22 protein-coding genes and 2 tRNA genes are annotated in these 26,690 nt (G+C 34.5%); 13 read left to right on the top strand and 11 right to left on the bottom strand.

Annotation, left to right across the window (positions count from 1 at the left end):
* Positions 1–28: 28 nt before the first annotated feature.
* The 5 genes from Q4500_RS06265 to Q4500_RS06285 form a co-directional block, all read right to left on the bottom strand.
* The gene (locus Q4500_RS06265) at positions 29–2,632 is read right to left on the bottom strand and encodes an outer membrane protein assembly factor (RefSeq protein WP_303598855.1); all 2,604 of its coding nucleotides are present in this window, start codon (positions 2,630–2,632) and stop codon (positions 29–31) included.
* A 4-nt stretch (positions 2,633–2,636) separates the two neighbouring features.
* Positions 2,637–3,377, bottom strand: a complete 741-nt coding sequence (locus Q4500_RS06270; RefSeq protein WP_303598856.1) for an isoprenyl transferase — start codon at positions 3,375–3,377, stop codon at positions 2,637–2,639.
* A gap of 8 nt (positions 3,378–3,385) precedes the next feature.
* On the bottom strand, positions 3,386–4,072 hold the full coding sequence (locus Q4500_RS06275; protein WP_303598857.1) for a DUF6089 family protein: 687 nt from the start codon (positions 4,070–4,072) through the stop codon (positions 3,386–3,388).
* A 112-nt stretch (positions 4,073–4,184) separates the two neighbouring features.
* Positions 4,185–5,066, bottom strand: a complete 882-nt coding sequence (locus Q4500_RS06280) for an NAD kinase (RefSeq protein ID WP_303598858.1) — start codon at positions 5,064–5,066, stop codon at positions 4,185–4,187.
* Between the two features lies 1 nt (position 5,067).
* Positions 5,068–5,724: a CBS domain-containing protein gene (locus tag Q4500_RS06285; protein ID WP_303598859.1), complete on the bottom strand. Its 657-nt coding sequence runs from the start codon at positions 5,722–5,724 to the stop codon at positions 5,068–5,070.
* A gap of 91 nt (positions 5,725–5,815) precedes the next feature.
* Here Q4500_RS06285 and Q4500_RS06290 point away from each other — a divergent pair, with 91 nt between their 5' ends.
* The 6 genes from Q4500_RS06290 (at position 5,816) to clpX (ending at position 11,194) form a co-directional block, all read left to right on the top strand.
* The gene (locus Q4500_RS06290; RefSeq protein ID WP_303598860.1) at positions 5,816–6,529 is read left to right on the top strand and encodes a pyridoxine 5'-phosphate synthase; all 714 of its coding nucleotides are present in this window, start codon (positions 5,816–5,818) and stop codon (positions 6,527–6,529) included.
* A complete protein-coding gene (locus Q4500_RS06295; RefSeq protein ID WP_303598861.1) occupies positions 6,526–7,302 on the top strand; it encodes an alpha/beta fold hydrolase in 777 nt (258 codons plus the stop codon). The genes Q4500_RS06290 and Q4500_RS06295 overlap by 4 nt, the downstream gene beginning before the upstream one ends.
* A gap of 29 nt (positions 7,303–7,331) precedes the next feature.
* Complete coding sequence (locus Q4500_RS06300) at positions 7,332–7,679, top strand: phage holin family protein (protein WP_303598862.1); 348 nt, start codon at positions 7,332–7,334, stop codon at positions 7,677–7,679.
* A 100-nt stretch (positions 7,680–7,779) separates the two neighbouring features.
* Positions 7,780–9,102, top strand: coding sequence for a trigger factor (tig, locus tag Q4500_RS06305; RefSeq protein ID WP_303598863.1), 1,323 nt, complete (start codon positions 7,780–7,782; stop codon positions 9,100–9,102).
* 88 nt (positions 9,103–9,190) lie between these two features.
* Complete coding sequence (clpP, locus tag Q4500_RS06310; protein WP_076547337.1) at positions 9,191–9,871, top strand: ATP-dependent Clp endopeptidase proteolytic subunit ClpP; 681 nt, start codon at positions 9,191–9,193, stop codon at positions 9,869–9,871.
* Positions 9,872–9,958: 87 nt separating this feature from the next.
* Complete coding sequence (gene clpX, locus Q4500_RS06315; RefSeq protein ID WP_303598864.1) at positions 9,959–11,194, top strand: ATP-dependent Clp protease ATP-binding subunit ClpX; 1,236 nt, start codon at positions 9,959–9,961, stop codon at positions 11,192–11,194.
* A gap of 80 nt (positions 11,195–11,274) precedes the next feature.
* On the opposite strand, the gene Q4500_RS06320 is transcribed toward clpX, so the two are convergent.
* The gene (locus Q4500_RS06320; RefSeq protein ID WP_303598865.1) at positions 11,275–11,832 is read right to left on the bottom strand and encodes a hypothetical protein; all 558 of its coding nucleotides are present in this window, start codon (positions 11,830–11,832) and stop codon (positions 11,275–11,277) included.
* Positions 11,833–12,088: 256 nt separating this feature from the next.
* The gene (locus tag Q4500_RS06325; protein ID WP_303598866.1) at positions 12,089–13,603 is read right to left on the bottom strand and encodes a GH3 auxin-responsive promoter family protein; all 1,515 of its coding nucleotides are present in this window, start codon (positions 13,601–13,603) and stop codon (positions 12,089–12,091) included.
* A gap of 78 nt (positions 13,604–13,681) precedes the next feature.
* Between Q4500_RS06325 and Q4500_RS06330 the strand changes: the two genes are divergently transcribed.
* The gene (locus tag Q4500_RS06330) at positions 13,682–14,476 is read left to right on the top strand and encodes a DUF2797 domain-containing protein (RefSeq protein WP_303598867.1); all 795 of its coding nucleotides are present in this window, start codon (positions 13,682–13,684) and stop codon (positions 14,474–14,476) included.
* On the opposite strand, the gene Q4500_RS06335 is transcribed toward Q4500_RS06330, so the two are convergent.
* From Q4500_RS06335 to sppA, 3 genes are read right to left on the bottom strand one after another with little or no spacing between them, the layout of a single operon-like run.
* A complete protein-coding gene (locus Q4500_RS06335; protein WP_303598868.1) occupies positions 14,469–17,207 on the bottom strand; it encodes an AsmA-like C-terminal region-containing protein in 2,739 nt (912 codons plus the stop codon). The genes Q4500_RS06330 and Q4500_RS06335 overlap by 8 nt on opposite strands.
* A 32-nt stretch (positions 17,208–17,239) precedes the next feature.
* Positions 17,240–17,956, bottom strand: coding sequence for a queuosine precursor transporter (locus Q4500_RS06340; RefSeq protein ID WP_303598869.1), 717 nt, complete (start codon positions 17,954–17,956; stop codon positions 17,240–17,242).
* 3 nt (positions 17,957–17,959) lie between these two features.
* The gene (gene sppA / locus Q4500_RS06345) at positions 17,960–19,720 is read right to left on the bottom strand and encodes a signal peptide peptidase SppA (RefSeq protein ID WP_303598870.1); all 1,761 of its coding nucleotides are present in this window, start codon (positions 19,718–19,720) and stop codon (positions 17,960–17,962) included.
* A 71-nt stretch (positions 19,721–19,791) separates the two neighbouring features.
* Between sppA and folK the strand changes: the two genes are divergently transcribed.
* The gene (gene folK, locus Q4500_RS06350; RefSeq protein WP_303598871.1) at positions 19,792–20,934 is read left to right on the top strand and encodes a 2-amino-4-hydroxy-6-hydroxymethyldihydropteridine diphosphokinase; all 1,143 of its coding nucleotides are present in this window, start codon (positions 19,792–19,794) and stop codon (positions 20,932–20,934) included.
* Between the two features lie 119 nt (positions 20,935–21,053).
* On the opposite strand, the gene Q4500_RS06355 is transcribed toward folK, so the two are convergent.
* Positions 21,054–21,584: a TrmH family RNA methyltransferase gene (locus Q4500_RS06355; protein ID WP_303598873.1), complete on the bottom strand. Its 531-nt coding sequence runs from the start codon at positions 21,582–21,584 to the stop codon at positions 21,054–21,056.
* Positions 21,585–21,749: 165 nt separating this feature from the next.
* Between Q4500_RS06355 and mutS the strand changes: the two genes are divergently transcribed.
* The 5 genes from mutS (at position 21,750) to Q4500_RS06380 (ending at position 26,683) form a co-directional block, all read left to right on the top strand.
* The gene (mutS, locus tag Q4500_RS06360; RefSeq protein ID WP_303598874.1) at positions 21,750–24,332 is read left to right on the top strand and encodes a DNA mismatch repair protein MutS; all 2,583 of its coding nucleotides are present in this window, start codon (positions 21,750–21,752) and stop codon (positions 24,330–24,332) included.
* A 97-nt stretch (positions 24,333–24,429) separates the two neighbouring features.
* Positions 24,430–24,501, top strand: a tRNA-Gly gene (locus Q4500_RS06365).
* Between the two features lie 42 nt (positions 24,502–24,543).
* Positions 24,544–24,630 (top strand) — tRNA-Leu (locus Q4500_RS06370).
* 104 nt (positions 24,631–24,734) lie between these two features.
* Positions 24,735–25,370, top strand: coding sequence for a vancomycin high temperature exclusion protein (locus Q4500_RS06375; RefSeq protein WP_303598875.1), 636 nt, complete (start codon positions 24,735–24,737; stop codon positions 25,368–25,370).
* Between the two features lie 62 nt (positions 25,371–25,432).
* Positions 25,433–26,683 carry an NRAMP family divalent metal transporter gene (locus tag Q4500_RS06380; RefSeq protein WP_303598876.1) on the top strand — a complete coding sequence of 417 codons (1,251 nt, stop codon included), beginning with the start codon at positions 25,433–25,435 and terminating at the stop codon, positions 26,681–26,683.
* The last annotated feature ends 7 nt before the right edge of the window (positions 26,684–26,690 follow it).

Below are 26,690 nucleotides of genomic sequence, written 5' to 3' on the forward strand. Positions count from 1 at the left end.
AAGCACGATTATAATAATTCAATTAAAATTAAAACTGTTGACCAATAATGAAGTGTGTTTGCCATCCGCTAGGTCCTTGTCCTGCAGAAGCTGGCACAAGATCCTCGTCGAATCCATAACCAAAATCAATACCCAACAAACCAAATGCTGGCATAAAGATACGCAGCCCCACACCGGCCGATCGTTTTAATTCAAACGGATTAAAGTCCTGAAAATTGTTGAAAGAATTACCACCTTCTAAAAATGCCAGTCCGTAAATAGATGCAGAAGGCTTTAATGTTAATGGATAACGTAATTCCAAAGAGAATTTATTATAAATCAAGGCACCATCTGGTGTATTTGACCCAGGTGCATATGGTGTTATAGATTGGTTGTCATAACCTCTAAGCTGCACAACATCTCTACCATCTAAAGTAAAGTTACCCATACCATCACCACCAACGTAAAAACGCTCAAAAGGTACATTACCCACTGCGCTATTGTAACTACCCAAGAAGCCAAATTCTGCATTACTACGTAAAACCAATTTATCTATCAAAGTAGTGTACCAATCTCCTTTAAATTTTACTTTATAATACTCCAATAACCTAAAACGCTCTTGATCAACCTCTTGCAACTCTACACTCTCAGTTGGAGTAATTGTTCCATTATTCTTTTTTTCTTCTAGTTCTTCTGATCTATTTTTTAGACCTCTAAAATCCTTATTACTGAACACTGACCATGGCGGTGTAAACTTTGCACTAATCTCAAAGTTAGATCCTCCTCTTGGAAAAATGCGACCACCCTGTGTTGCGTTTCTAGAAATACCAAAAGTATACGCCAATGAATTTGCCTTACCGTCACCAAAGTTAAATAGTCCTATATTATAATTTCTAAAGTCATATAATTGATAACTAAGGGAATGTGAAATGGTAAAGAAATCATCTGGCCATTGTACACGCTTAGCTAAACCTGCTGTTATACCAGTTATTGAAAACTGCTGATCCTTGTCGATATCAACATTACCACTATTATCATAAGAAGCAGCAAACTGCTGTGTTCTAGACATGCTAAGGTTAAAACGTACCGGCTTTTTACCCCCTAACCAAGGTTCTGCAAAATTTAAACTATACACCCTATAAGTTCTACTTGCCTGTAAACGCAGTGCAAAAGTTTGACCGTCACCCATTGGTACCGGTTTGTACTTTTCTTTTTTAAACAAATTCTGAACAGAGAAATTGCTAAAAGAAAGGCCTAACGTACCAATGAAACCACCACCACCATAACCACCTTGTAATTCTATTTGACTAGAACCAGACTCTACCAAATTCCACGCTAAATCAACTGTCCCCTCATTAGGGTTAGCGTTTAAGACATCTGGTGTAATTTGCTCCGCATCGAAAAAGCCGAGCTGACCTAATTCACGAATAGTTCTAATAATATCTGCCTTGTTGTACTTCTGACCTGGTCTTGTGCGTAGTTCGCGATAAATTACGTGATCATTCGTTTTATCATTACCAGAAACTGTAACGTGATCTAAGAAAGTTTCTTTACCCTCTATAATTCTAATCTCAAAATCGATAGTATCATTAGCAGCTGAAATCTCAACTGGGTTAATAGTAGAAAACAAGTAACCGTTGTTTTGATATAAGCTAGTGACATCACTTGGATCAGGCTTAGAATTATCTGCAATTCTTTCACGCAATAATACACCGTTATAGGTATCACCTTTCTTAATACCTAAAACTTGATTTAATTGACGATCGGTATATACCGTATTACCAACGAAATCAATATTACCAAAGTAATACTTATCACCTTCTTCAACTTTTATTTTTAAGTCAATGTTATTTTCATCAACCTTAATAATAGAATCAGAAATTACACGAGCATCACGATATCCGTTTTCGGCAAACTTATCAACCAACAAATCAAGATCTTCTTCGTAATCATCTTGAATATATTTAGACTTTTTCCAGAAACGACCTAATTTTTTTTGCTTGGTACTTTTTAAAGCTTTACGTAATTTCTTATCAGATAACTGCTCGTTACCTTCAAATATAATTTCACGAATCTTTACTTTATCACCCTTATTTACATTAACCACCATATTTCGGGTGTTACCTTCTATAGTATCTTTTGAAGTAGCAATAGTAACATCGGCATTTAAATAGCCTTGTTTTTTATACTTATTGGTGATGTAATTTTTGGAGTTGGAAATTAAACTTTCGGTAATCTTCTTTCCTTTCTTAAGGTCAGTATCCTTAATTAAACCCTCTACTTTACCTTTTTTGACACCATAAAACTTTACATCAGTCAAAGTAGGTCGTTCTATTATGTTCAATTCAAGAAAAACAGTGTTTTCTTCAATATTAGTAATAAAGATGTCTATTTCACTGAAAAGTTCAAGACCCCACAATTTTTTAATGACCTCACTTATTTGTTCTCCTGGCAAAGTAATAGGCTGACCTACTCTTAACCCTGTGTATGTTTTCACGGTTTGCTCGTTATAACTTTGCAGTCCGGTAACGTCTATTCCTCCTAAAATATAGCTTTTACCATCCTCATAGGTATCATCCTGTGCGGCGGCAATAAAGGTAGTTAGAATTAAAAGTGTAGTTAAAAAGTGGTTCAAGGATATGAACCTAGTCATATCTTTAAGTGAGTTGTTCGCTTGTTTTTCCAAATCTTCGTTCTCTGTTCTGGTAATTTTTTATGGCCTCCACCAAGTGGTGCTCTCTAAAATCAGGCCAATATACGTCAATAAAATATAACTCTGCATACGCTATTTGCCATAATAAGAAATTGCTGATCCGATGTTCTCCACTAGTACGGATAAGCAAATCTACGTCTGGTAAATCATGCGTGTAAAGATGGCTATTTATAATTTCTTGGTCAATGTTTTCAATTGAAATTATATTATTTTTAACTTTGGTACTTATCTCTTTCACCATAGACTGAAGCTCTTCTCGAGCCCCATAGCTCAAAGCCAAAGTCAGCGTCATGCCTGTGTTTTGCTTTGTTTGACCCATTACTTCGACCAACTCTCTATACGCCTTAGAAGGAAGCGCATCTATGTTACCAATAGTATTTAAACGTATGTTATTTTTGTTAAAAGTTTTAAGTTCTTTCTTTAATGAAGACACCAATAAGCGCATTAGCGTCTGCACTTCTATCTTTGGTCTATTCCAATTTTCTGTAGAAAAAGTATATAATGTTAGGTAATCAATCTTTAGTTGAACACATTCTTCAACAACTATTCTTACCGTTTTTACACCATGTTCGTGACCAAAAACTCTTAGTTTACCACGTTCTTTTGCCCACCTACCGTTACCGTCCATGATAATAGCAAGGTGCTTTGGAACATTCAGTTTATCAATATCGTTTATATCACTCATCTTAAAAATTACTCAAAACAATCCATACAAGGTTTCCTGCCAAAGGTATACGTTAGGGTTAAACCAGAAAATACATACCAGTCATCACTAAAAATATTACCAAATTGAAATTCTTCAAAGTTAGAACCTTCAGGGTTACTACCATCTAAGTTATCTGTAAAAGTATACCTAGCACCAATTTCGCCCCCAAAAATAAGAAACTGATTGATACGATATTTAAAACCAACAGTCATTGGCACTGCAAAACTTCCTTCCCTTTGATTAATATCTTGTAGAGCACCACCATTAAAATACTGATAATCATACCTAAAATAGGTGAGACCTGTATATAAATAAGGTGTAAATGCCGGACCAAGTTTGTGTAAATTATATTCTACAAAGTTAAATTCTAAACCAACAGAACCTTCTAAAATAGAATTATCTACCACATAACCTCTTTGCTGTCTTGCTGTTGAGCTAGACTTATTGTCATCTGCGGTGAATTTACCGTAAGTTAAACTCCCCCTCCATGCATACCTTTTACTTATATTCCATTTAAACAATCCGCCAAATGCAATATCAGAAGGTAGAAGATAATCTGTTCTCCCAACATCACTAATTGTATTGGCACTACCAGCAAAAATACCCACTTCATACATCTGCGCCTGCAAACCTGAAAGTGAAAAAAGCAATACTAACAACGTTATGTAACGCATAAAATAGATTTTACAATTATTGCGGTTATTAAATTTAAAATGAAAACGCAATAATTTTTATGTTCTCAAAAGATAAACAGCGATTAAGGGCATTTATTGTTTAAAAGTCGGCTCAATTTCGCCTATCCTCGCCCCAGAGAAGCTTGTTTCTTAAGGTCTTTAAAAAACTTTCTGAAGTATATTCTATCATTTTAATAGTAAAGGGAGCTTTACTAATGGTAATCTCTTGACCATTTTCTAATGATGCTATTCTTGAATCTAAAGAAACCAAGTGGTTTTCTTCTCTACCAGACACTTTTAACCGAATTACAGTATCATCTGAAATTACCAAAGGTCTAGCGTTTAAGTTATGTGGTGCAATAGGCGTCAACACCAATGACTTTGCTGTCGGCACAATTACGGGACCACCACAACTTAATGAATACCCTGTTGACCCTGTTGGGGTCGAAATAATTAATCCGTCTGCCCAATAAGAAGTCAAGTACTCGTTATTTAAAAATGTTTCGACCGTTATCATAGAGGTCGTGTCTTTTCTACTTACGGTAATTTCGTTCAATGCAAAATTAAGTTCTCCGAATTCCACATCAAGCTCCTTCGTGTTCAACTGAACCAAGCTACGTTCTACAACAGTATACGCACCTTGCTTAAACTCTCGAACTACTTTTCTAACATCTTCTTTTTTAAAAGTAGAAAGAAATCCCAATCTACCGGTATTAACACCAACAATTGGTATACCTAAATCTTTTACAAAAGTTGTAGCCCTTAATATTGTACCATCTCCACCAAAACTAACGAACATGTCAAAAGAGGCATTCAGACCTTCATCGATTGTAAATGTGGAAAATGTTTGGGTAGTATTTTTAACCCTGTATAAATCGTAAAAATCCTTTTCAATATAAACTTCGGCAGACACCTTACTTAACTCATCTAATAACTCGACAAGATATTCAATAGCATTATCTTGATAAGTTTGACCGTATACAGCTACTTTCATATTAAACATTAAGGTATTTTTCCAAGTAATCTGAGCGCTTCTTTAAATCTTCAAGAAACTCATCGTCGCTATTACCAAATACAATATTATAATTATATCGCCTAAAAGTCTGCACTACCTTATTGTAATTATTAGCCGTGATTTTTAATGTCACCTCAATAATATCATTTTGGGTATCAGTAATAAAACCACCGTAGAGTTTGGCATTATTACTTTCAACTATCTGTGCAATTTCACTAAAAGAATAATCTTTAGCTCCTTTTGCTACCACCAAAATACTCCCGGGATCTGTAAAAAATGGAGTATCAATAAATTCAGCAACAATATCGGTTAAACAGTAGTAACCAGTAACTTCTTCTTTTTGATTAATTACAGGAAGAAGATTAGCTTCATTACGCGCAAAAATCTCCAAGACGTCTAACCAATTGGTATCTCTACGAGCAAAAAAATTTTGCAGCTCATACCGAAACTCTTCGATCTTAGCATCTGGCTGCAACCCGTCTGCATCTATTTCAGAGAAAAGTCCTAAAAACCTTCCTTCCTCCAAAATAGCAATATGGGAATAGGTTGAGTCCTGAAAAAATTCTAGAATTTTCTCAGTAGTATCCTTAATATCGAATACTGGTAAGTTCGTAATGATATGTTCTTGAATATGCATAGGCTATATATAACGCAAAATAACAATTAATAATATCAAAAGGCGTGCCTTATTTGTATTTTTGACACTCTTAAAAGGTAAATAAGACATAATGACAAAACTTAGCGTTAACGTAAACAAAATTGCAACTCTCAGAAATGCCCGTGGCGGTAATGTTCCAGATTTACTTAAGGTTTCTAAAGATTTAGAAGGTTTTGGAGCACAAGGGATCACTATTCACCCAAGACCAGACGAACGCCATATTAGATACCAAGATGCACGAGATTTAAAAAAAACGGTAACGACGGAATTTAATATTGAAGGTAATCCGGTTCCAAAATTTATTGAATTGGTTCTAGAAGTGAAACCAGAACAAGTTACATTGGTGCCAGATTCTGTAGATGCCATTACCTCTAATGCCGGTTGGGACACCATTAAAAACAAAGAATTTTTAACCAATGTCATTAAAACCTTTAAAGATGTCGGTATTCGCACTTCTATATTTGTAGATCCAGACCCAAAAATGATCGAAGGCGCAAAAGCAGTTGGTACCGATAGAATTGAATTATATACCGAAAGCTACGCAACCGATTATACGAAAAACAAAGAAGAGGCAATAAAACCATTTGTTGAAGCTGCCAAACGCGCAAACGAATTGGGTATTGGCATAAATGCTGGTCATGATTTAAGTTTAGACAACATTGAATATTTTGCTAAAAATATACCTAACTTACTTGAGGTATCTATAGGTCACGCACTTATTAGTGAAGCATTGTATTTAGGACTTGACAATGTAGTAAACATGTATTTACATCGATTAAAATGAAACAGATATTACATTCAGTAATTTTAGGAGAAGGTAAACCTTTGTGTATTTTACACGGATTTCTTGGCATGTTAGATAATTGGAAAACGCTAGGAACTTTATATGCAGAAAATGGTTTTTGTGTTCACCTAATAGACCAAAGAAATCACGGCAAAAGTTTTCATTCATCAGATTTCAATTACGATATACTTGCAGATGATTTTTTAAATTATTTAGACGCACATAATATCGAAAGCACCGCTATAATCGGTCATTCTATGGGTGGTAAAACTGCTATGCAATTTGCATGCACATACCCTGAGCGTGTAAACAAATTGCTTATTGCAGATATCGCACCAAAATATTATCCGCCGCATCATCAAGAAATCATTAATGGTTTAAATGCTATTGATACTACAAATTTGAAATCGAGAAAAGAAGCCGACGAACAATTAAAGCAACACATATCAAATGCAGGCATTCGTCAATTTCTATTAAAAAACTTATATAGAAATGATAATAAAAAATTATGCTTTAAATTTAACTTGGATGTACTCAGCGAAAAGATGGAAGAAATTGGAGATAACATCAATAGTACAGATAGTTTTAACGGACCTACATTATTTTTAAGAGGAGACAAATCTGAATATGTAACCAAAAATGACATAGAAATCATACATCGCCACTTTCCAAAAGCAACTGTAGAAACCATAGATAATGCCGGACACTGGTTGCATGCAGAAAATCCAGCGCAATTTTTTAATAAATCACTTACCTTTTTCAATAAAGGATAAATAACTATACTAATTTAAAAACAAAACCCATGAGACTAATTTTAAGAATTCTATTAAGCGCAGTAGCAGTAATCATTTTAGCCAATGTACTACCAAATGTATCGGTAGACGGTTTTATGACAGCTGTAATCGTAGCTATTGTATTAAGCCTTTTAAATCTACTTGTTAAACCAATATTAGTGATATTAACACTACCTGTGACCGTAATTACCTTTGGTTTATTTCTATTAATCATCAACGCAATAATTATTTTATTGGCAGATAAACTTATTGATGGTTTTGCAGTTGGCAATATTTGGTGGGCATTGATTTTTAGCCTCTTGCTATCTTTTTTACAATCAATCTTTTTTACACTGTTAAAAGACGACAAGTCGTAGTTGCTTGTGATTTGAAATTCAATACTTTAAAAAATTGGTTGACTTTGCAAAATGTAGTATTTTTGCATCCCATTTTACACATGCAAATAGATATTAAGGAATGAATATTACGAAAGAGCAGATAGACGATTTAAATGCAGTAGTTAAAGTTGCTATCACAAAAGAAGATTACCAAGATAAGGTAGATACCATTTTAAAGGATTACAAGAAGCAATCTAATATTCCTGGTTTTAGAAAAGGCCAAGTTCCTATGGGTCTTATTAAAAAGCAATATGGTAAAGCCGTATTGGTTGATGAAGTAAACAAATTGTTGCAAGACAATCTTAACAAATACCTAACTGAAGAAAAGTTAGACGTTTTAGGTAACCCATTACCAAAACAACAAGACAATTTTGACTGGGATCAAGATGAATTGGCTTTTGAATTCGAATTAGGTCTAGCTCCTAATTTCGAGGTTTCGTTGAAAACTAAAAAAGCAATTACCCAATATAAAATTGTTGCCGACAAAAAAATGATCGACGAGCAAGTTGAGCGTATTCAAAAGCAATACGGTAAACTTGTAACTAAAGATGTTGTTAGCAAGAATGATGAAGTAAGCGGTACATTTACGAATGAAGCTGAAGAAATTGATAACAAAACCTTACTTGAAACTGACAAGTTGAAGAGTAAAAAAGCTTTAGATGCATTAAAAGGCAAGAAAGTTGGTGATGTTGTTACATTGAAGACAAAAGGTTTATTCACTGAAGATCACATGTTATCTAGCGCTTTAGGTGTTGATAAACAAAAAGCTGAAGCATTGGATACCGAAGTTACTTTCACCATTTCTGAAATTAACGAAAGAGAAGCTGCTGAATTAAATCAAGAATTATTCGATAAACTTTTTGGCCCTGACAGTGTAAAAACTGAAAAGGAATTAAAAGAGCGTATCAAAGAAGATTCTGAAAAGCAATTTGAGCAACAGTCCGATCAAAAATTATTGAACGACGTTACAGAATATTTCATTGATAACACAAAATTTGAATTACCTACCGGTTTCTTAACCAAGTGGATTCAAATGACTGGTGAAGAGCCATTATCTGAAGAGCAAGCTGTTGAAGAATATGCGAAATCTGAAAAAGGATTACGCTACCAATTAATTGAAGGTAAAATAATTCGCGATAATGAACTACAAGTTCAGTTTGATGAATTGAAAGAATTCTCAAAAGGATTTATTCGTTCTCAAATGGCACAATTTGGTCAATTGGACCCTAAAGAAGAAGAATTAGACAGTATTGCTGCAAGAGTTCTTGGTAACCAAGATGAAGTAAAAAGACTATCAGAACAATTGATGAGTCAAAAATTATTGAATCTTTACAAAGAAAAGGCAAACCTTAAGACAAAGGAAGTTACCTATGAAAATTTCGTGAAAGAAGTTTACGGATAAATTCCAAACAATAAATTAAGTATCTTTACGGTGCCGGAAATAAAATTTTCGGCACCTTTTTTTACTCTAAAATATAGACATACAATTTATGGATTACGGAAAAGAATTCAAGAATTTCGCTATAAACGATCAAGGCATTAGCAGCACTTACTACGACTCTATAATGAGCAGCATGTACCCAACGAACATGACGCCTAACATTATAGAAGAACGTTCTATGAATATTGTTGCAATGGACGTTTACTCACGTTTAATGATGGACCGCATCATTTTCATGGGCACAGGTATTAATGACCAAGTAGCAAATATTATTCAAGCACAATTATTGTTTTTAGCAAGTGTTGACGCTAAAAAAGATATTCAGATTTATATTAACTCACCAGGTGGTAGTGTATATGCAGGTTTAGGTATTTATGATACTATGCAATTCATTACGCCAGATGTTGCTACTATCTGTACTGGCATGGCCGCTTCTATGGGAGCTGTACTTTTATGCGCAGGTGAAAAAGGAAAGCGTAGTGGTCTACAACATTCTCGTGTTATGATCCACCAACCAATGGGTGGTGCTCAAGGTCAAGCAAGTGATATTGAAATTACAGCCAGAGAGATATTAAAATTAAAAGATGAATTATATCAAATCATAGCAGAGCACTCTGGTAGCGATATTGAGAAAGTTCGTGACGATAGTGACCGTGATTACTGGATGAAAGCTGATGAAGCTCTTAAATACGGTATGATTGATGAGATATTAGTAAGGGAAAAGAAGTAAGTCCGACTAATTGAACCAAATAAATTAATGAATTTTAAACCAAAAACGATTTTTGATCGTTAAGGTATAGAATAGAGAAGATAGATAATGGCAAAGGAAAATTTAGAGTGTTCATTTTGCGGTAGAAAAAAGCCAGAAACCAATCTGTTGATTGCTGGGTTAGATGCGCATATTTGTGACCGCTGTATTGAGCAAGCTCACGGCATTGTTGCCGAAGAGTCAAAACAGACAAAGACCAACGATCTTTCTTCTGAACTTGTTTTAAAGAAACCTCAAGAAATTAAGGAATTTTTAGACACTTTTATTATAGGACAAGAGCGTACCAAAAAGGTAATGTCGGTTGCTGTTTACAACCACTATAAAAGGTTATTACAACCTTCATCTGCAGAAGATGATATTGAAATCCAAAAAAGTAACATTATTATGGTTGGGCAAACCGGTACCGGTAAGACCCTTATGGCTAAGACCATTGCCAAATTACTTAATGTACCATTGGCGATTGTTGATGCAACTGTATTAACTGAAGCTGGCTATGTTGGTGAAGATGTAGAAAGTATTCTTACCCGTCTTTTACAAGCGGCAGATTACAATCTTGAAAAAGCTGAAAGAGGTATCGTTTTTATTGATGAAATCGATAAAATTGCCCGTAAGAGTGATAACCCTTCAATTACAAGAGATGTATCTGGAGAAGGAGTGCAACAAGGTCTTCTAAAATTATTAGAAGGTACTGTAGTAAACGTTCCGCCAAAAGGAGGAAGAAAGCACCCAGACCAGAAATTTATTGAAGTAAATACTGAAAACATCCTATTTATTGCCGGCGGAGCTTTTGATGGTATTGAGCGTGCTATTACAAAACGTTTGAATATGCAAGCTGTTGGGTATAGCGCTTCTAAATCTGACAACTTTTTAGATGACAGCAATTTATTGCAATACATCATTCCTAGAGATTTAAAAGATTTCGGGCTTATACCTGAGATTATTGGTAGACTTCCAGTTTTAACACATATGAATCCGTTAGACAAGAAGACATTAAGAGCTATTTTAACCGAGCCTAAAAATGCGATTATAAAACAATACGAGAAGTTGTTTGCAATGGATGATATTACTTTCACCATTACAGATCAAGCTTTAGATTATATTGTAGAAAAAGCAATTGAGTACAAACTTGGAGCAAGAGGATTAAGATCTTTATGTGAAGCCATTTTTACTGACGCAATGTTCGAGATGCCAAGTACAAGCGACACAAACTTCAAAGTAACAAAACCATATGCCGAAGAAATGTTATCTCACGATACCATTAAAAAACTGAAGGCAGTTTCATAATATTTTATCAAAATATTAGATACAAAAAAAAGCGAAGATTTAAATCTTCGCTTTTTTTATGCTTTACTTTTTATATTATTTTAAACCACTTTTTTAATCTGTGGTGTAATTTGCGTTACTTCTTGCAATAGGTTCATACATACTTTTTGAATGATCTTCTCATCAGTATATAGTGTGTGTCCGTAATTAGGTAATACTTCCATATCTACCCCTAAATTACTTGCCCATTCTTCACTTGGTTTAAATGCATCATTAGCACCGTACACCAAATTAAAAGGAACATTAGGTTTATCATTCGTTCTACGAATTCTTGTAGGCGAAACACCGTACAAAGACTTAACAGGTAAACCTTTCTTAGCAGCTTCCCAAACTATAGTAGCCCCCGTACTAAAAGCAAGATAATAACAAGCTTCTGTTTCTTTTTTTAACAAATGTGTAGCAGCAGTTTCAGTACCACCTTCTATAAAAGCATTATGTACGTTCTCTTCTGTTTGAATGAGAATATCTAAATTAGCCAGTTGTTGACTATCATAAAAAGTAATATCAAAATACTGTTGTAGATACCCTAAGTATGAAGTAATCCATAGTCCTTTCTTAGCGCCCCACATGTCGGAAACAATCACTAATTTATCTGCCATAATAATAGTATTTATAGTTTTGGTTAAGTTTTACTTCAGCAAGTTGAAATAATAACTGCACTTACAACCATTTAATTGTTTACACGCTTAAAAAAATCGGTGTAGTCCATTTTATCGTAATTAAGTAAGACAAAAAAATAACTACAACTATGATGTAAGGCAAACACAACATTATTTAAGACAAATGTATTGTAACTATTAAGGATATATAAAAGTTTGTTGTGATTAGGCTAATAATTAGTGTGAATAGAGTTATTTACTTGTTCATTCGCAAAAGCTCTTCTAAATAATCTCTCTTATTTGACAGCCTCGGAATTTTGTGTTGACCACCAAGCTTGTCATTTGACTTCAGCCAATCATAGAATAAGTTCTTACGCGCTACGTGTACCAATGGCGAGTTAAGGGTAATATTATTTAATCTCTTAGCTTCATAATCTGAGTTGAGAGATTTTAATGCGTTATCAAATATTTCTACAAATGCACTAAAATCTTCTGGTAAGGTTCTAAACTCCATAATCCATTCGTGAGCACCTTTTTCTTTACCCTCCATAAATACGGGCCCGGCAGTATAATCCATTATTTCAGCTTCCATTTTTGCACAAGCTATTTTTAAAGCTTCTTCGGCATTCTCTATTATAAGCTCTTCTCCAAATACATTTATATGATGTTTGGTACGACCTGTGACTTTAATTCTATACGGACTTTTAGAAGTAAACCGAACTGTATCTCCTATTTTATACCTCCACAATCCTGAGTTTGTAGTAATGATTATGGCATAATTCTTTCCTAACTCTACACTCCACAAGGGTATAGCTTCTTCATTAAAAGAACCATAAACATCCATCGAAATAAACTCATAGAAAATACCGTAGTCTAACATCAGTAACAAATCATCAGCTCCATTTCTATCTTGAATAGCAAAGAAGCCTTCAGAAGCATTATAGATTTCGTAATATCTAAAATTGCTATTAGGAAGTATTTTTTTGTACTGCTCTTTATAAGGATTAAAGTTTACGCCACCGTGAAAGTATACCTCTAAGTTTTCCCAAACTTGAAAGAGATGCTCTTTACCAGTTTCTTCTAGCACTTTATTTAATAAAACCAACATCCAAGAAGGTACACCTGCCAAACTCGTAACATTCTCCTGAACACTTTCATGAATGATAGCCATAAGCTTACTCTCCCACTCACTCATTAATGAAACCTTATTACTAGGCGTGCTACTGTACTCTGCCCACAATGGCATGTTATCAATCAAAATAGCAGATAAATCACCAAATAAAGAACCATTATCCTCGTAGAGCTCTTTACTACCACCTAGTCGCAAACTCTTTCCTGTAAAAAGCTGTGAGTTTTCGTTGTTATTTAGATAAAGGCATAATAAATCTTTACTAGACTTATAATGACAATCTTCTAATGCCTCTCCACTAACAGGTATAAATTTACTTTTGGCGTCAGTTGTACCACTACTTTTCGCAAACAATTTTACTTTAGTAGGCCAAAACAGATTTTGCTCACCTCTTCTAGTACGTTCTATAATTGGTTGAATCTCTTCGTAGGAAACTATAGGTAATCGTTCTTTAAAATCATTGTACGATTGAATCGACTCAAAATCATAGGTTCTACCAACCTCAGTATCTTCTGCAAATTCAAGCAACTGAAGTAAAACCTCTTCTTGAACCTCATCAGGATATTTTAAAAAAAGCTCGATTTGATGGTAACGTTTTTTTAGCAACCAAGAGGCAATTGAATTAAATAGGGTAATTGGCATTTATAGGTATCTTTGTATTGTTAAAAATAGCGCATCTAACTATCATTTTCAAATGATAATTCAATAAGCAAGATTTAAATGCAATACGAGGGAGTACTTAGAAAAATGCAGACAGAAATAGGAAGTCCGATTCAATATTATATGTTGTTCGAATCTGACTTTTTGAATGTAAATCAAATTCTAGACAAAACATTAAAAATAGAATTCATTAAACATCAATGTCTAAACTGTGGTAATGACCGCCCCATTTACCGACAAGGTTTTTGTAAAACATGTTTTTTTGAAATACCATCTGCTGGAGATTGGATAATGAGACCCGAATTAAGCAAAGCGCATTTAGATCAAGAAGACCGAGACTTAGCTTATGAGAAAAAGGTGCAATTGCAACCACATATTGTATACCTAGCTAATTCAAGCAATGTAAAAGTAGGTGTAACCAGAAAAGGACAAATACCAACTAGATGGATCGACCAGGGTGCTCATGAAGCCATAGAAATAGTAGAAGTACCAAATAGATATTTAGCTGGGATAACTGAAGTCGCCTTAAAAGACTATGTGGGCGATAAAACAAATTGGCGTACCATGCTCACCAATACAGTTGTCGATGAAAATCTTCAAGAATGGCGCGATAAACTAAAGAAATATATACCTGAAGAGGCACTACCCTATTTTTTAGATTCTAATGCAGAAACTGAATTAGAATTTCCGGTACTACAGTATCCAACAAAAGTTAAAAGTTTGAACCTAACTAAAACACCATCCTTTGAGGGTAAATTAAAAGGTATCAAAGGTCAATACCTCATCTTTGAAGACAACACCGTTTTCAATGTAAGAGGTAGCGAAGGTCATTATGTAGGCTTAACTATTAGTTAGTACTATCTTTTTTCTTTTTTCCGAATAAGCCACCTAAGATGTCTTTTGCCTTTTCTTTCACAGCTTCCTCTGTTTTAACAGGAGTAGAATCTTTCTTAACAGATGTGGTAGCGGTTGTATCTTTCTTGGTAGATAAGATTCCACCTAAAATGTCATTAGCATTCGTCTTAGTAGTGCTAGTCTCTTGACTAGTTGAATCGCTAGAAGCCTTATTTCCACTTATTAGCCCCCCAATTAAATCTTTCGCCTTATCAGTACCTTTCGCTATAAGCTTTTGCTTTTCAACCTCAATAAGCTTTGTCGTTAATTGCTTTACCCCTGAAGTCATATCAGTAGTAACAGTTGGACTATTATATAAGCCGCCAATATTAGCGACAACAGGTATCGTCAAATCAGCCAAAGAAGGATCATCAATCTTAGCAATCAAATTTGTAATATCTGAACCTAAATATTTCGCAGGAACTTGCAAAGTAGCTTTGTAATTCAGTTTCTGATCAAACGAATGGCTACCATCAACATTGATAACAATATCCTTATAATTTAAAGTAAAAGGTTTTACAACCACAATACCATCTTTAAAAGATAACGAGGTTTTTAGGTCTTTTAAATTCAGCTGTTTTAAATCGATAAAATTCAAGTTGGAAACTAATGAATTTAGAACAGGCGCCTCTTCGGTATTCACTTCTTCAGTCATTAAATCAGCGAACATCTCCCCACTCAATGACAATAAATTTGGCATTAAATCGTCGGTTAAATTACCTGATAGAGAAATATCTGAGGTTAATTTACCTTTCAACATTTTCGCAATTGGTGCTATAGCTTTAAACAAATCAACAGAAGCAAAAGTTTCTTGAATACCAAGTTGATTTAAGTCTAACTTCATATTAAAAGTAGGCGTCTCATTCTTTGTAGACACATCGCCATTAAAGCCGATTTTACCACCATACATACCAGCAGTCATATTGCTTAAGGTAGCAGTTTCATCTTTTATCTTCAAAACTCCTTTTACATCACTTAATACAATATCATCATACAATACTTTTTTAGCATCCGCATTAATGGTTGCATCTAAAAAAGATGGGATTTTAATTTTTTCTTCTTGTACTGCTCCACCAGAAGTGGACTTACTCTCATTTGCAGTTGCAGGAACTTCTGCCTCAGCAACCATAAAATCGTTTAAAGCAAAAGAATTAGATTTCAGATTAAAATTACCCTCCACCTTTTCATCATTAAACATAAACCCTAATAGATTGTTTATAGTACCTGTTGCACCAAAATCAGTGGTACCTGTGGTACCATTTAATTGATTTAAAGTCACTGTCTTTGGGTTAAAGGTTAAACGAGCGGTGTTAAATTTTACAGGGTTTGCCAACTCTTCTGAATTGTATTCAAAATTGGTTACACTTAAATCGCCTGTAGTACTTGTTTTTTCATATTGTTCTTTCTCTACAGACTGCATATCAAAAGCAGTAGTAATATCTGCCTTCAACAACCCTTTTAAATCATACTCAGCCGGTACGGGGTATGCTTTTGAAATATTCGCCAAGTTCATAGCCCCATCTATATGAGCTTTTACCTTAGTGTTACCCATTAGCTCTGTTATGTGCGATGTAAGATTAAACTTATCTTCATCTATCATAAAAGAAGCTTTGTTAACATCAACATAAGTATCTTCTACAATACCCGTTTTATTATTCAATTGAATATCAAAGAATATATTACTTACCGCTTTTGGCAAATCAGGATACTTGAATGACGCATTATCCGATTTAAGATCAACATGAAATTTAGGAATATGTGTTTCGTCAACAATACCGTTAAAATTACCATTGACCGCAAAGTCACCTGTAGTAGTAACATTTTCAATGTCTTTAGAATAGACCTCTGGTATCAGTCCTAAGAAATTTTTAAAATCCGATGAAGGAGTCTTGAATGTCAAATCTATTTCTTGACTGGTCTCATTTAATTTAATAAAACCATCAAACACTAGTGGCAGCTGATTTATTAACGCCTCATTTTTCAAAAAAGAATATTTGCTCTCATTTAAATCGATACCAACAAGTGCATCTAACTTAATCTTGTTTTTGTTCAAGTAATTAACACTATCCATTTCTAAAGAAATAAAAGCATCTGTATGCGTATCTAACTCAGAAGTAGCCAAAGATAAATCTCCGGTTCCTCTATGTTGAAAATCATCTAATTTAAAGGCTATACCTGTTGAATTATCTGTGTAATAAATTCTAGTATTGGTTATTTCATAAGATTGTAGGTCCAAGTTAAATCCATCGGTTGAACTAGATTCTTCATCAGCGGCAGTTGGTTCTGAAGGTTTTGCTATATCATAGTTGGCATTCTCGTCCTTATCAACAACTACATTAATGAATGCATCATCTAAATTGATATTATTAATTGCAATTGCATCGCCTTCGCTTTTAAACAATTGCATAATACCCATTGTTAAGTCTAAGTTTTTAGCCTTAAATAAGGTGTCTCCCTCAAAAGGGGCTTTATTTAATAGCACAACATCTTTAAACTCCACTTCTGCGTTCGGAAAACTTCTGACCAAACTTAAATTAGCTTCAGAAAAATCTAATGTGGCATTAACATTCTGATTGACATTACTTTTTATAATCTCTCCTATTTTAGCTTCTAAGAAGAAAGGAGCCGCAATTAAAACTATAATAATCAAGACTAGTAATACCCCTACAATTTTTAATATTTTCTTACCCATAGTATACTTTTATACTGTATTGTTTACTGTTATCAATCTAACACATCTAAATCCAATTCTTCATTTAGCTTTAGATTAAAACGTTTTCTCATAATATATACGAAGAAATAGAGAAAAGGGGTGTCTATAAATGCTATAAAAATCTTAAAAATAAATCCGCTTACTACGAGACCGAAAAAAAGCTCCCACGGTAATACTTTGAAGACACATAACAACCCCACAACGGTAAACGTGTCAAGAAATTGTGATAAGAATGTCGAAAAATTATTACGCAACCATAAATACTTGCCTTTGGTCAATTTTTTCCAGAAATGATAAATAGCCACATCTACATACTGCGCTAGCAAATATGCAATCATAGAAGCTAATACAGCTATTGGCGACAGCGCAAAAACTTGCGTAAACGTTTCATCGTTTAAAGGTGATGAAGGAATTGCTGGCGCAACTTCTGCCAATAATATAATACCCATAGAAAAGAAAGATGCAAAAATACCTGCGGTGACAATCTGGTTAGCCATTTTTCTACCATAAATCTCTGATATAAGATCTGTTATTAAAAAAGTTATAGGATAAGGCAAAATACCTACGGATACTTCAAAAAGCGAAACCCCAAAAACGGTGAAATCCCCGAAGGGATTCCAATAAAAAAATTTTTGAAATATAAGGTTAGAAACCACTAAAGAAGTGATAAACAAAGCCCCTAAATACAGATAAATACGTTGTGCTAGTTTTCTGTCTTTTAAGGTCATATATTACTTAATATCTAATACAAACGGCATTCTAGCCTGTATACCCTTTTGCTCTTTAAAAGATTGCAGTTCCTTTAGCACTTTATATGCCTCTTCGCCTATTTCTTCTTTTAATAAATTCTCTTTGATTTGAAGACTAGCGCCTTCTAAATCTTCCATAAAACGCTCAAATCCGCTTTTATATTTCGGAAACTTCTTAATTCCGTACGAGCTTAGAGAAGCTAAATCAGCAGCCGCTTCAATAGCATCATCTAAATTACCTAACTCATCTACCAAACCAACTTCTAAAGCTTCGGTACCGCTCCAAACTCTACCCTGCGCTACACTATCTACTTGCGCCATGGTCATATTTCTACCTTCTGATACTCTTTGCAGAAATGTTTGGTAGGTTTCTTCTATACTCTCTTGCACTTGATTTTTAAAACTTTCTTGCATTGGCTCAAAAAGTGAATATTTGACGGCATTTTTATTGGTACCTACTTGCTCTGCATTAATCCCTATATCACCAGCTAATTCAGTCATGTTCGGTACAGTACCAAATACCCCTATAGAACCAGTTATGGTAGTTGGTTCGGCAAAAATCTTATCAGCGCCAGCGGCAATGTAATAACCACCAGATGCTGCAACATTACCCATTGACACTATTACAGGCTTCACTTTCTTGGCAAGTGCAACTTCTCTCCAAATAATATCTGAAGTCAAAGCACTACCGCCTGGCGAATTAACACGCAGAACAATAGCCTTCACCTTATCATCTTCACGCGCTTTAATCAATGCTTCATTTATAATACCCTGACCAATAACATTCGGACCACCTTCACCATATAAAATTTCACCTTGTGCGAAAACAACGGCAATTTTATCATCACCAAACTTTAACTTCTTTTTATTCGAATACTTTACGTAATCACCCAAGGCACTATAGTTAATATCTGCGTTTTTTTTAATCTTTAGTGCATTTGCTAGTTTGCTCTCATACTCATCATAAAAAACAACATCATCAATCAAGCCTGATTTTTTTGCATATTTCGGAGTTCTACCTCCTAAAGTATCTGCAATAATATTTAAATCTGACTCAGAGATAGATCGTGTTTTTGAAATATCTACAATCATAGAATTCCAAAGAGATTGAAGTAAAGAAGTTAATTGGCTTCTATTTGCTTCACTCATGTTATTTTCAAGATATGGCTCAACAGCACTTTTGTATTTTCCATGACGAATAACCTCCATCTTAATTCCAGATTTCTCTTGCAGTTCTTTATAGTAAAGAACCTCTGTAGACAAGCCTTTAAAATCTAAAATCCCTACCGGATTTATAAAAATAGAATCTGCCACACTAGCCAAATAATAATCACGTTGCATAAAAATATCTGCGTATGCGTAAATAAATTTACCTTCAGCCTTAAAATCTTCTAATGATTTTCTAATAGCTTGTGTTTGTGCCAAACCTGCCATTATAAAGTTGTTATTAATACTGATTCCCTTTATACGGTCATCATTTTTCGCTACCTCAATAGCTTGTATTATTTCATCCAATCCTTGCGACTCTTTAAAAATACCTGCAAAGGGGTCTAATTCATCACTACCCGTATAATCTGAAATTTGTCTTTTAAATTGCAACTCAAGAATAGAGTTATCTTCAATAGCAACGGTATCTTCACCACTACTGACTAAGCTTATAAAAATCAAAAACATAACAAACATGATTCCGAATGCAAACAGAGAACCCAAAATGGAAGCAAGAAAATTTCTTAAAAAATTCATTTAAATCTTTATTATAATAGTGAACAAAGATAACTAATGTGGATATGTTTTAGTTATTTTGTTCCAACATTATGGGAGTATACAAAACAGCATTCTTATCTATTGGTAGTAATTTAGGCAACCGTCAATTGTTATTACAAAAAGCTATTTTCGAAATCGGTAAAGTAGCCGGCGAAATTAGGCAGGTTTCTGCTGTCTACGAAACTCCGTCTTGGGGTTTTGAAGGTGAAGATTTTTTGAATGCTTGTTTAGAATTACAGACATTGCTTTCCCCAGAAGATCTATTAGCAAAATTATTGGCAATCGAAACCGATTTTGGAAGAGAACGGAGCGAAGGAAACAATTACCAAAGCAGAACTTTGGACATTGATATCATTTATTACGAAAAAGATGTAATAAACACCACCAAGTTAACTGTACCGCACCCTAAGATGCAAGACAGAAAGTTCATCTTGAAACCACTTGCAGATATTACTCCGCAATTCTATCATCCCATTTTTAATAAAGACACTAGAAATTTGCTTCAAGAGTGCAAAGATAAAAGCACCATAACAAAACAAATAAAAAGACTTTTCAAAAGCAGGCATACGTTTTTTGCTAGTTTGGAGTATGTTGCCATTGAAGGAAATATTGGAGCAGGCAAAACAACATTGGCAACTAAAATTTCTGAAGACTTCAATGCAAAATTAATTTTAGAACGTTTTGCCGAGAATCCGTTTTTACCTAATTTCTATGAAGATCAAGCGAGGTATGCTTTCCCTCTAGAGATGTCTTTTTTAGCAGACCGATATCAGCAATTTACAGAAGATACAAATCAACTAGACCTTTTTAAGAGTTTTATGGTAAGTGATTATGATATTTATAAATCGTTGATATTCGCCAAGGTTACCCTACAACAAAATGAATTTGACCTTTATAGAAAGGTGTTTAACTTTATGTACAAGGAAGTTAAAAAGCCCAAAGTATACGTTTATCTGTATCAAACAACAGAAAGATTACTAGAGCAAATAAAGAAACGTGGCAGGGACTATGAACAGAATATAGAACTCACCTATCTTGAAAAAATCAACCGTGGTTATTTTGACTTTCTAAGAACATACCCTAAAGAAAATCAACTAATTATAGACGTAAGCGAGCTTGATTTTGTGAGTCACAAGAGTGATTATGAAACTGTTTTAGCTAAGATAGAAGACTTTGCCTTAGCCAATACATGACAATAATAAATCGCATTATTTCTTGCGTAAATGAAAAGAAAATCTTTTATTGTGAAGGCATACGTGCAACTAACTAACTCAAACTATACTAAAAAGCCTGGTCTACGACCAGGCTTTTTTTATGCGTTTAACTTGCTCCAGCAATCCCACACTACAACACCCACGCTAACTGAAATATTCAATGAATGCTTGGTGCCGAATTGCGGTATTTCCAAAACCTCATTACTACCAGAAACCACATTTTGGGCAACACCCTTTACCTCGTTTCCAAAAATGAATACCTGCTTTTTGCCTTCAGCAGGCATATATTCGTTAAGCTGCGTAGCTTTTTCAGCCTGTTCTACAGAAATAATGTGGCAGCCCTCTTTCTTCAATTTTTCAACCAAAACCACCGTATCATCAACATGCTCCCAATCGACACTATCGGTTGCACCTAATGCCGTTTTATGAATATCTTTATGAGGCGGTGTAGCGGTAATACCACACAAATATATTTTCTCAATCAAAAAAGCATCGGCAGTTCTAAAGACAGATCCAATATTATTTAAACTTCTTATATTATCAAGAACAATAATTATGGGAGATTTACCGGCAAGCTTATACCCTTCAACATCAATTCTATCTAACTCCTCATTTTTTAATTTTCTCATACTTAATTGATCAATTTCGTTAGTTTGACTGGTTATAAACTTATCCTCAAATATCAACAATGATTAAAATTCAAGAGATTAAACCATACTTTCGTGAAGGTGCAAAATTAATGAGATAAAGATAAAGTGGCGGATAAAAGCAAGACAAAAAAGGTAACCCCTTTAATGAAGCAATATAATACCATCAAGACCAAGTATCCTGATGCATTATTGCTATTTCGAGTAGGCGATTTTTATGAAACTTTTGGTGAAGATGCAGTAAAGGCTTCACGCATACTAGGTATTATTCTAACCAATAGAAATAATGGTGGCGAGCGAACCGAGTTAGCTGGCTTCCCACATCACTCCCTAAATACCTATTTACCTAAATTGGTAAAAGCAGGTCAGCGTGTTGCAATATGCGACCAGTTAGAAGATCCAAAACAAACAAAAACTATTGTCAAAAGAGGTGTGACCGAATTGGTTACCCCAGGTGTGGCAATGAATGACGATATCTTAAACTCTAAGACTAATAATTTTCTATGTGCCGTTCACTTCGGAAGAAAAAAAATAGGAATTGCTTTTGTTGATATCTCTACGGGTGAGTTTTTAACATCAGAAGGTAGCCAAGAGCAAATAGACAAATTATTACAGAATTTCTCACCTAATGAGATTTTAATATCCAAAGCATATAAAAAAGAATTCTTAGAGATATTTGGCAAAAACCATCATTTGTTTTACTTAGAAGACTGGGTTTTTCAAGAAGATTACGCTCTAGATAACCTTACATCTCACTTCAATACCAATACGTTAAAAGGTTTTGGTGTAGATCATTTAACCTGTGGTATTATAGCGTCAGGTGTGGTTTTGCATTACTTAGGCGAAACACAACACCGCCAATTACAGCATATATCTAAATTACAGCGAATAGCTGAAGATGATTATATATGGATGGATCGCTTCACCATTAAAAACCTAGAACTTTACCATTCTACCAATGTTAATGCAGTAACACTGTTAGATGTTATTGATAAAACAATCTCACCAATGGGTGGGCGAATGATTAAAAGATGGCTTGCCTTACCGCTTAAAAATTTAGAAAAAATTAAAAGGAGGCAACAAATTGTTTCTTTCTTACATGATGAAGAAGTTGTTTTAGAAAAGTTTCAGCACCATATTAAACAAATGGGCGATTTAGAACGATTAATTTCTAAGGTCGCTACAGGCAAGGTAAACCCTAAAGAAGTAGTACAACTAAAAAATTCTTTAGAAGCTTTAATTCCCATTAAGCAATTAGCTACGGCATCTAAAAACGAGTCACTAGCTTTAACAGGAGACCAAATACAATCTTGCGATTTACTACGCGCTAAAATAAAAGAGATGCTTAGCGAAGAAGCACCTGTAAATATTTTAAAAGGAAGTACTATCGCTAAAGGATTTTCTAAAGAATTAGACGAACTTAGAGGATTAGCAACTTCAGGAAAAAACTATCTAAACAAAATGCTAGAAAGGGAAACTGCCGCAACCGGCATAACATCCCTTAAAATAGCCTCTAATAATGTCTTTGGTTATTATATAGAAGTTAGAAACACCCATAAAGATAAAGTACCTGAAACATGGACGCGTAAACAAACTTTGGTAAATGCAGAACGCTATATTACCGAAGAACTTAAAGAATACGAAGCAAAAATTCTAGGAGCAGAAGACCGTATTTCAACTTTAGAGCAACAACTATTTTCTCAATTGGTCGTATGGATGCAAGAGTATATTGCCCCTGTACAAAACAATGCACACCTTATTGCTCAATTAGATTGTCTTTGTGGTTTTGCACAACTTGCAAAAGAAAATGCATACAACTGCCCTTCTTTAAATGATTCTACAGATTTAGAAATAAAAGACGGAAGGCACCCGGTTATTGAAAAACAGCTTCCTTTAGGCGAACAGTATATTGCCAACGATTTACAACTAGACAGATCTAATCAACAATTTATAATGATTACCGGTCCGAATATGAGTGGTAAATCAGCATTACTACGACAAACAGCATTAATTGTACTACTTGCACAAATGGGAAGTTTTGTATCTGCAGAATCAGCTAAAATTGGTGTTGTAGATAAAATATTTACCCGAGTTGGTGCAAGTGACAATATTTCAATGGGCGAATCTACTTTTATGGTAGAAATGAACGAAACGGCATCGATACTTAATAATCTCTCTGAGCGAAGCCTTGTATTATTAGATGAAATTGGTCGCGGTACAAGTACATATGATGGTATATCTATTGCTTGGGCAATTTCTGAATATCTACATGAGCACCCAGCAAGAGCAAAAACAATGTTCGCTACACATTACCATGAGCTCAATGAAATGACCAACACCTTTAATCGCATTAAAAACTATAATGTCGCTATAAAAGAGTTAAAGGATACGGTTTTATTTCTACGAAAATTGGTTCCGGGTGGTAGTGAACATAGTTTTGGTATTCATGTGGCTAAAATGGCTGGTATGCCTCAACAAGTAATTCAAAAGGCAAATAAAATTTTGAAGAAGTTGGAAAATAAACATGTAAGTGAAGATGTCGGAGACAAATTAAAAAGTGATTCTGACGAAATGCAATTGAGCTTTTTCAATTTAGACGACCCTTTATTGGACGAAATCAAGGACGAAATCACGAATTTAGACATAGATACACTAACTCCGGTAGAAGCTTTAATGAAATTAAATGAGATTAAAAGGCTGTTAACCAAGGGTAAAAAGGCTACTTCATAAATTTTTTAATTCTTTTGCACTTTTTTACTTTGGTTTTTACAGAATTGTTTTAAATTTGCAGCCGCATCTTTCAAGAGATGCACGTTCTTAAAAATTTGCGAAAGTAGCTCAGGGGTAGAGCATCACCTTGCCAAGGTGGAGGTCGCGGGTTCGAATCCCGTTTTTCGCTCAGAAAATGTTGCCAGTCAACATTTTTTTCAAAGCCAAGTATGCTCGAGTGGTGGAATTGGTAGACACGCCGGACTTAAAATCCTGTGCTCTTTGGGGCGTGCGGGTTCAAGTCCCGCCTCGAGTACCACAAAACCCTTGTTAATCTTTAGATTTTCAAGGGTTTTTTATTTTATATACTTTTCAAATCGAAGTCTTCAGTTATTCATTAACTTTAGTTATCATTACAAATGCATGCTAAAAAAAATACTAAAAATATCAGGGTTATTACTATTAGCGTTAATTCTAATCATATTTGCCTGTAATAGTATTATCTCAAGTACCGCAGAAGACAAAACTTATACAGATGTAGCATTAATACCAGCCAATAGAGTCGGTCTCGTTTTAGGCACTTCTAATCGATTAACCAACGGCTCTCCTAATCCATACTACACTTATCGTATAAACGCAACCAAAGCGCTCTACAATGAGGGTAAGATTAAATTTATATTAGTTAGCGGGGACAATGGTAGCATCTATTACAACGAACCCGACACCTTCAAGAAAGACTTAGTAAAAGCTGGTATACCAGAAGAGGTTATTTTCTTAGACTATGCAGGCTTTAGAACTTTAGATTCTATGTTCAGGGCTAAGTTTATTTTCGGTTTAGATGACGTAACGGTTATCTCTCAAAAATTCCATAACGAAAGAGCTATTTATATTGCAAAGCAAAAAGGCTTGAATGCAATTGGTTTCAATGCTAAAGATGTTTCTGCAAGTCAAGGGCTAAAAGTTCAAATAAGAGAATATTTAGCTCGAGTAAAAGTATTTATTGATATGATACTAAACACCCAACCAAAATTCTACGGTACCCCTATAGAGATAAAATAAGTCGCTAAATTCAGTACAATAAAATACACTACATTTAAGAGCACTGACTAAAACCAACTAGAATGCTCAATTTAAAAACGATACTTAAAAACTTAGGTCCGGGACTTTTATTTGCAAGTATGGCCATAGGCACCTCTCATCTTGTCTTATCTACCAAAGCTGGGGCGCAATATGGCTGGCTGATGATTATTCCTATAATTTTAGCTAACATCTTAAAATACCCCTTTTTCGAGTTCGGTGTTCGATATACTAACGTTACCAATAAAACCTTAATAGAAGGCTATTTAAATCGCGGTAAAGGATATTTATGGTTTTATGCTATAATTAGCTTTATTACCACTTTCACCATACTAGCTGCCTTATATACCGTTACAGCCGGTCTATTCATAAATCTATTCGGAATCGGGCATAGTTATATTGCCATGGTAGCGCTAAGTTTATTTTTAATAATAAGTGCACTTCTGATTTTCGGAAAATACAAGTTTTTAGAAATCAGCTTAAAATTTGTGGTCGGTGTATTATTTATTGCTTTACTGGTTACTACTATTTTAGTTCTAGCAAAAGGACCAGTAAGCCATGTGTCAGACTTTAAACCCTTACCCATTTTAAATGAAGTAGGAATACTATTTTTAATAGGATTAATCGGGTGGATGCCTACCAGCGTAGAAGCATCTAGCTGGATAAGTTTGTGGAGTATTGAAAAATGGAAAACTCAAGACAAACCTAGCTTAAAAGAATCTCTACAAGAATTTAATATCGGATATACCATTACCGCCATATTAGCAGTCTTCTTTATGATAATAGGTTGGTATACGTTATACGGAACGAATATAGAACTCAGTAATAACGCAGTAAGTTTCGCAGACCAAGTTGTTCGGTTATTTACACAACATATTGGATCTTGGGCATATCTATTCATAGCCATTTCTGCATTTGCCACAATGTTCAGCACTTGTATGACCGCACATGATGCTTTAGCTAGAGTCAGCTTAGATATTATATCGCTATTAAAACCAAAAACCACATGGTATAGAACAAAAACAGCATACGCAGCAGGCGTCTTCGCCTTAACACTAATTAATTTTGTAGTTATAGCAGCGTTTAGCGCAAATATGGGAAATCTGGTTGCTTTGGCTACATTTGTATCTTTCGTTGTAGCGCCGATTGTAGGTTATATGAATTTAAAAAATGTAACCAGCGATGACCTAGAACCTAAATTTCGACCAGGTAAGAAACTAAAATTACTCACCTATGTAGGAATTTTATTCTTGTCTGGTTTCGCCTTCTATTACTTCTATATCATTATTTTTTAACAATGAT

Origin of the sequence: Maribacter sp. 1_MG-2023 (assembly GCF_030547005.1) — a bacterium.
Classification (GTDB): domain Bacteria; phylum Bacteroidota; class Bacteroidia; order Flavobacteriales; family Flavobacteriaceae; genus Maribacter.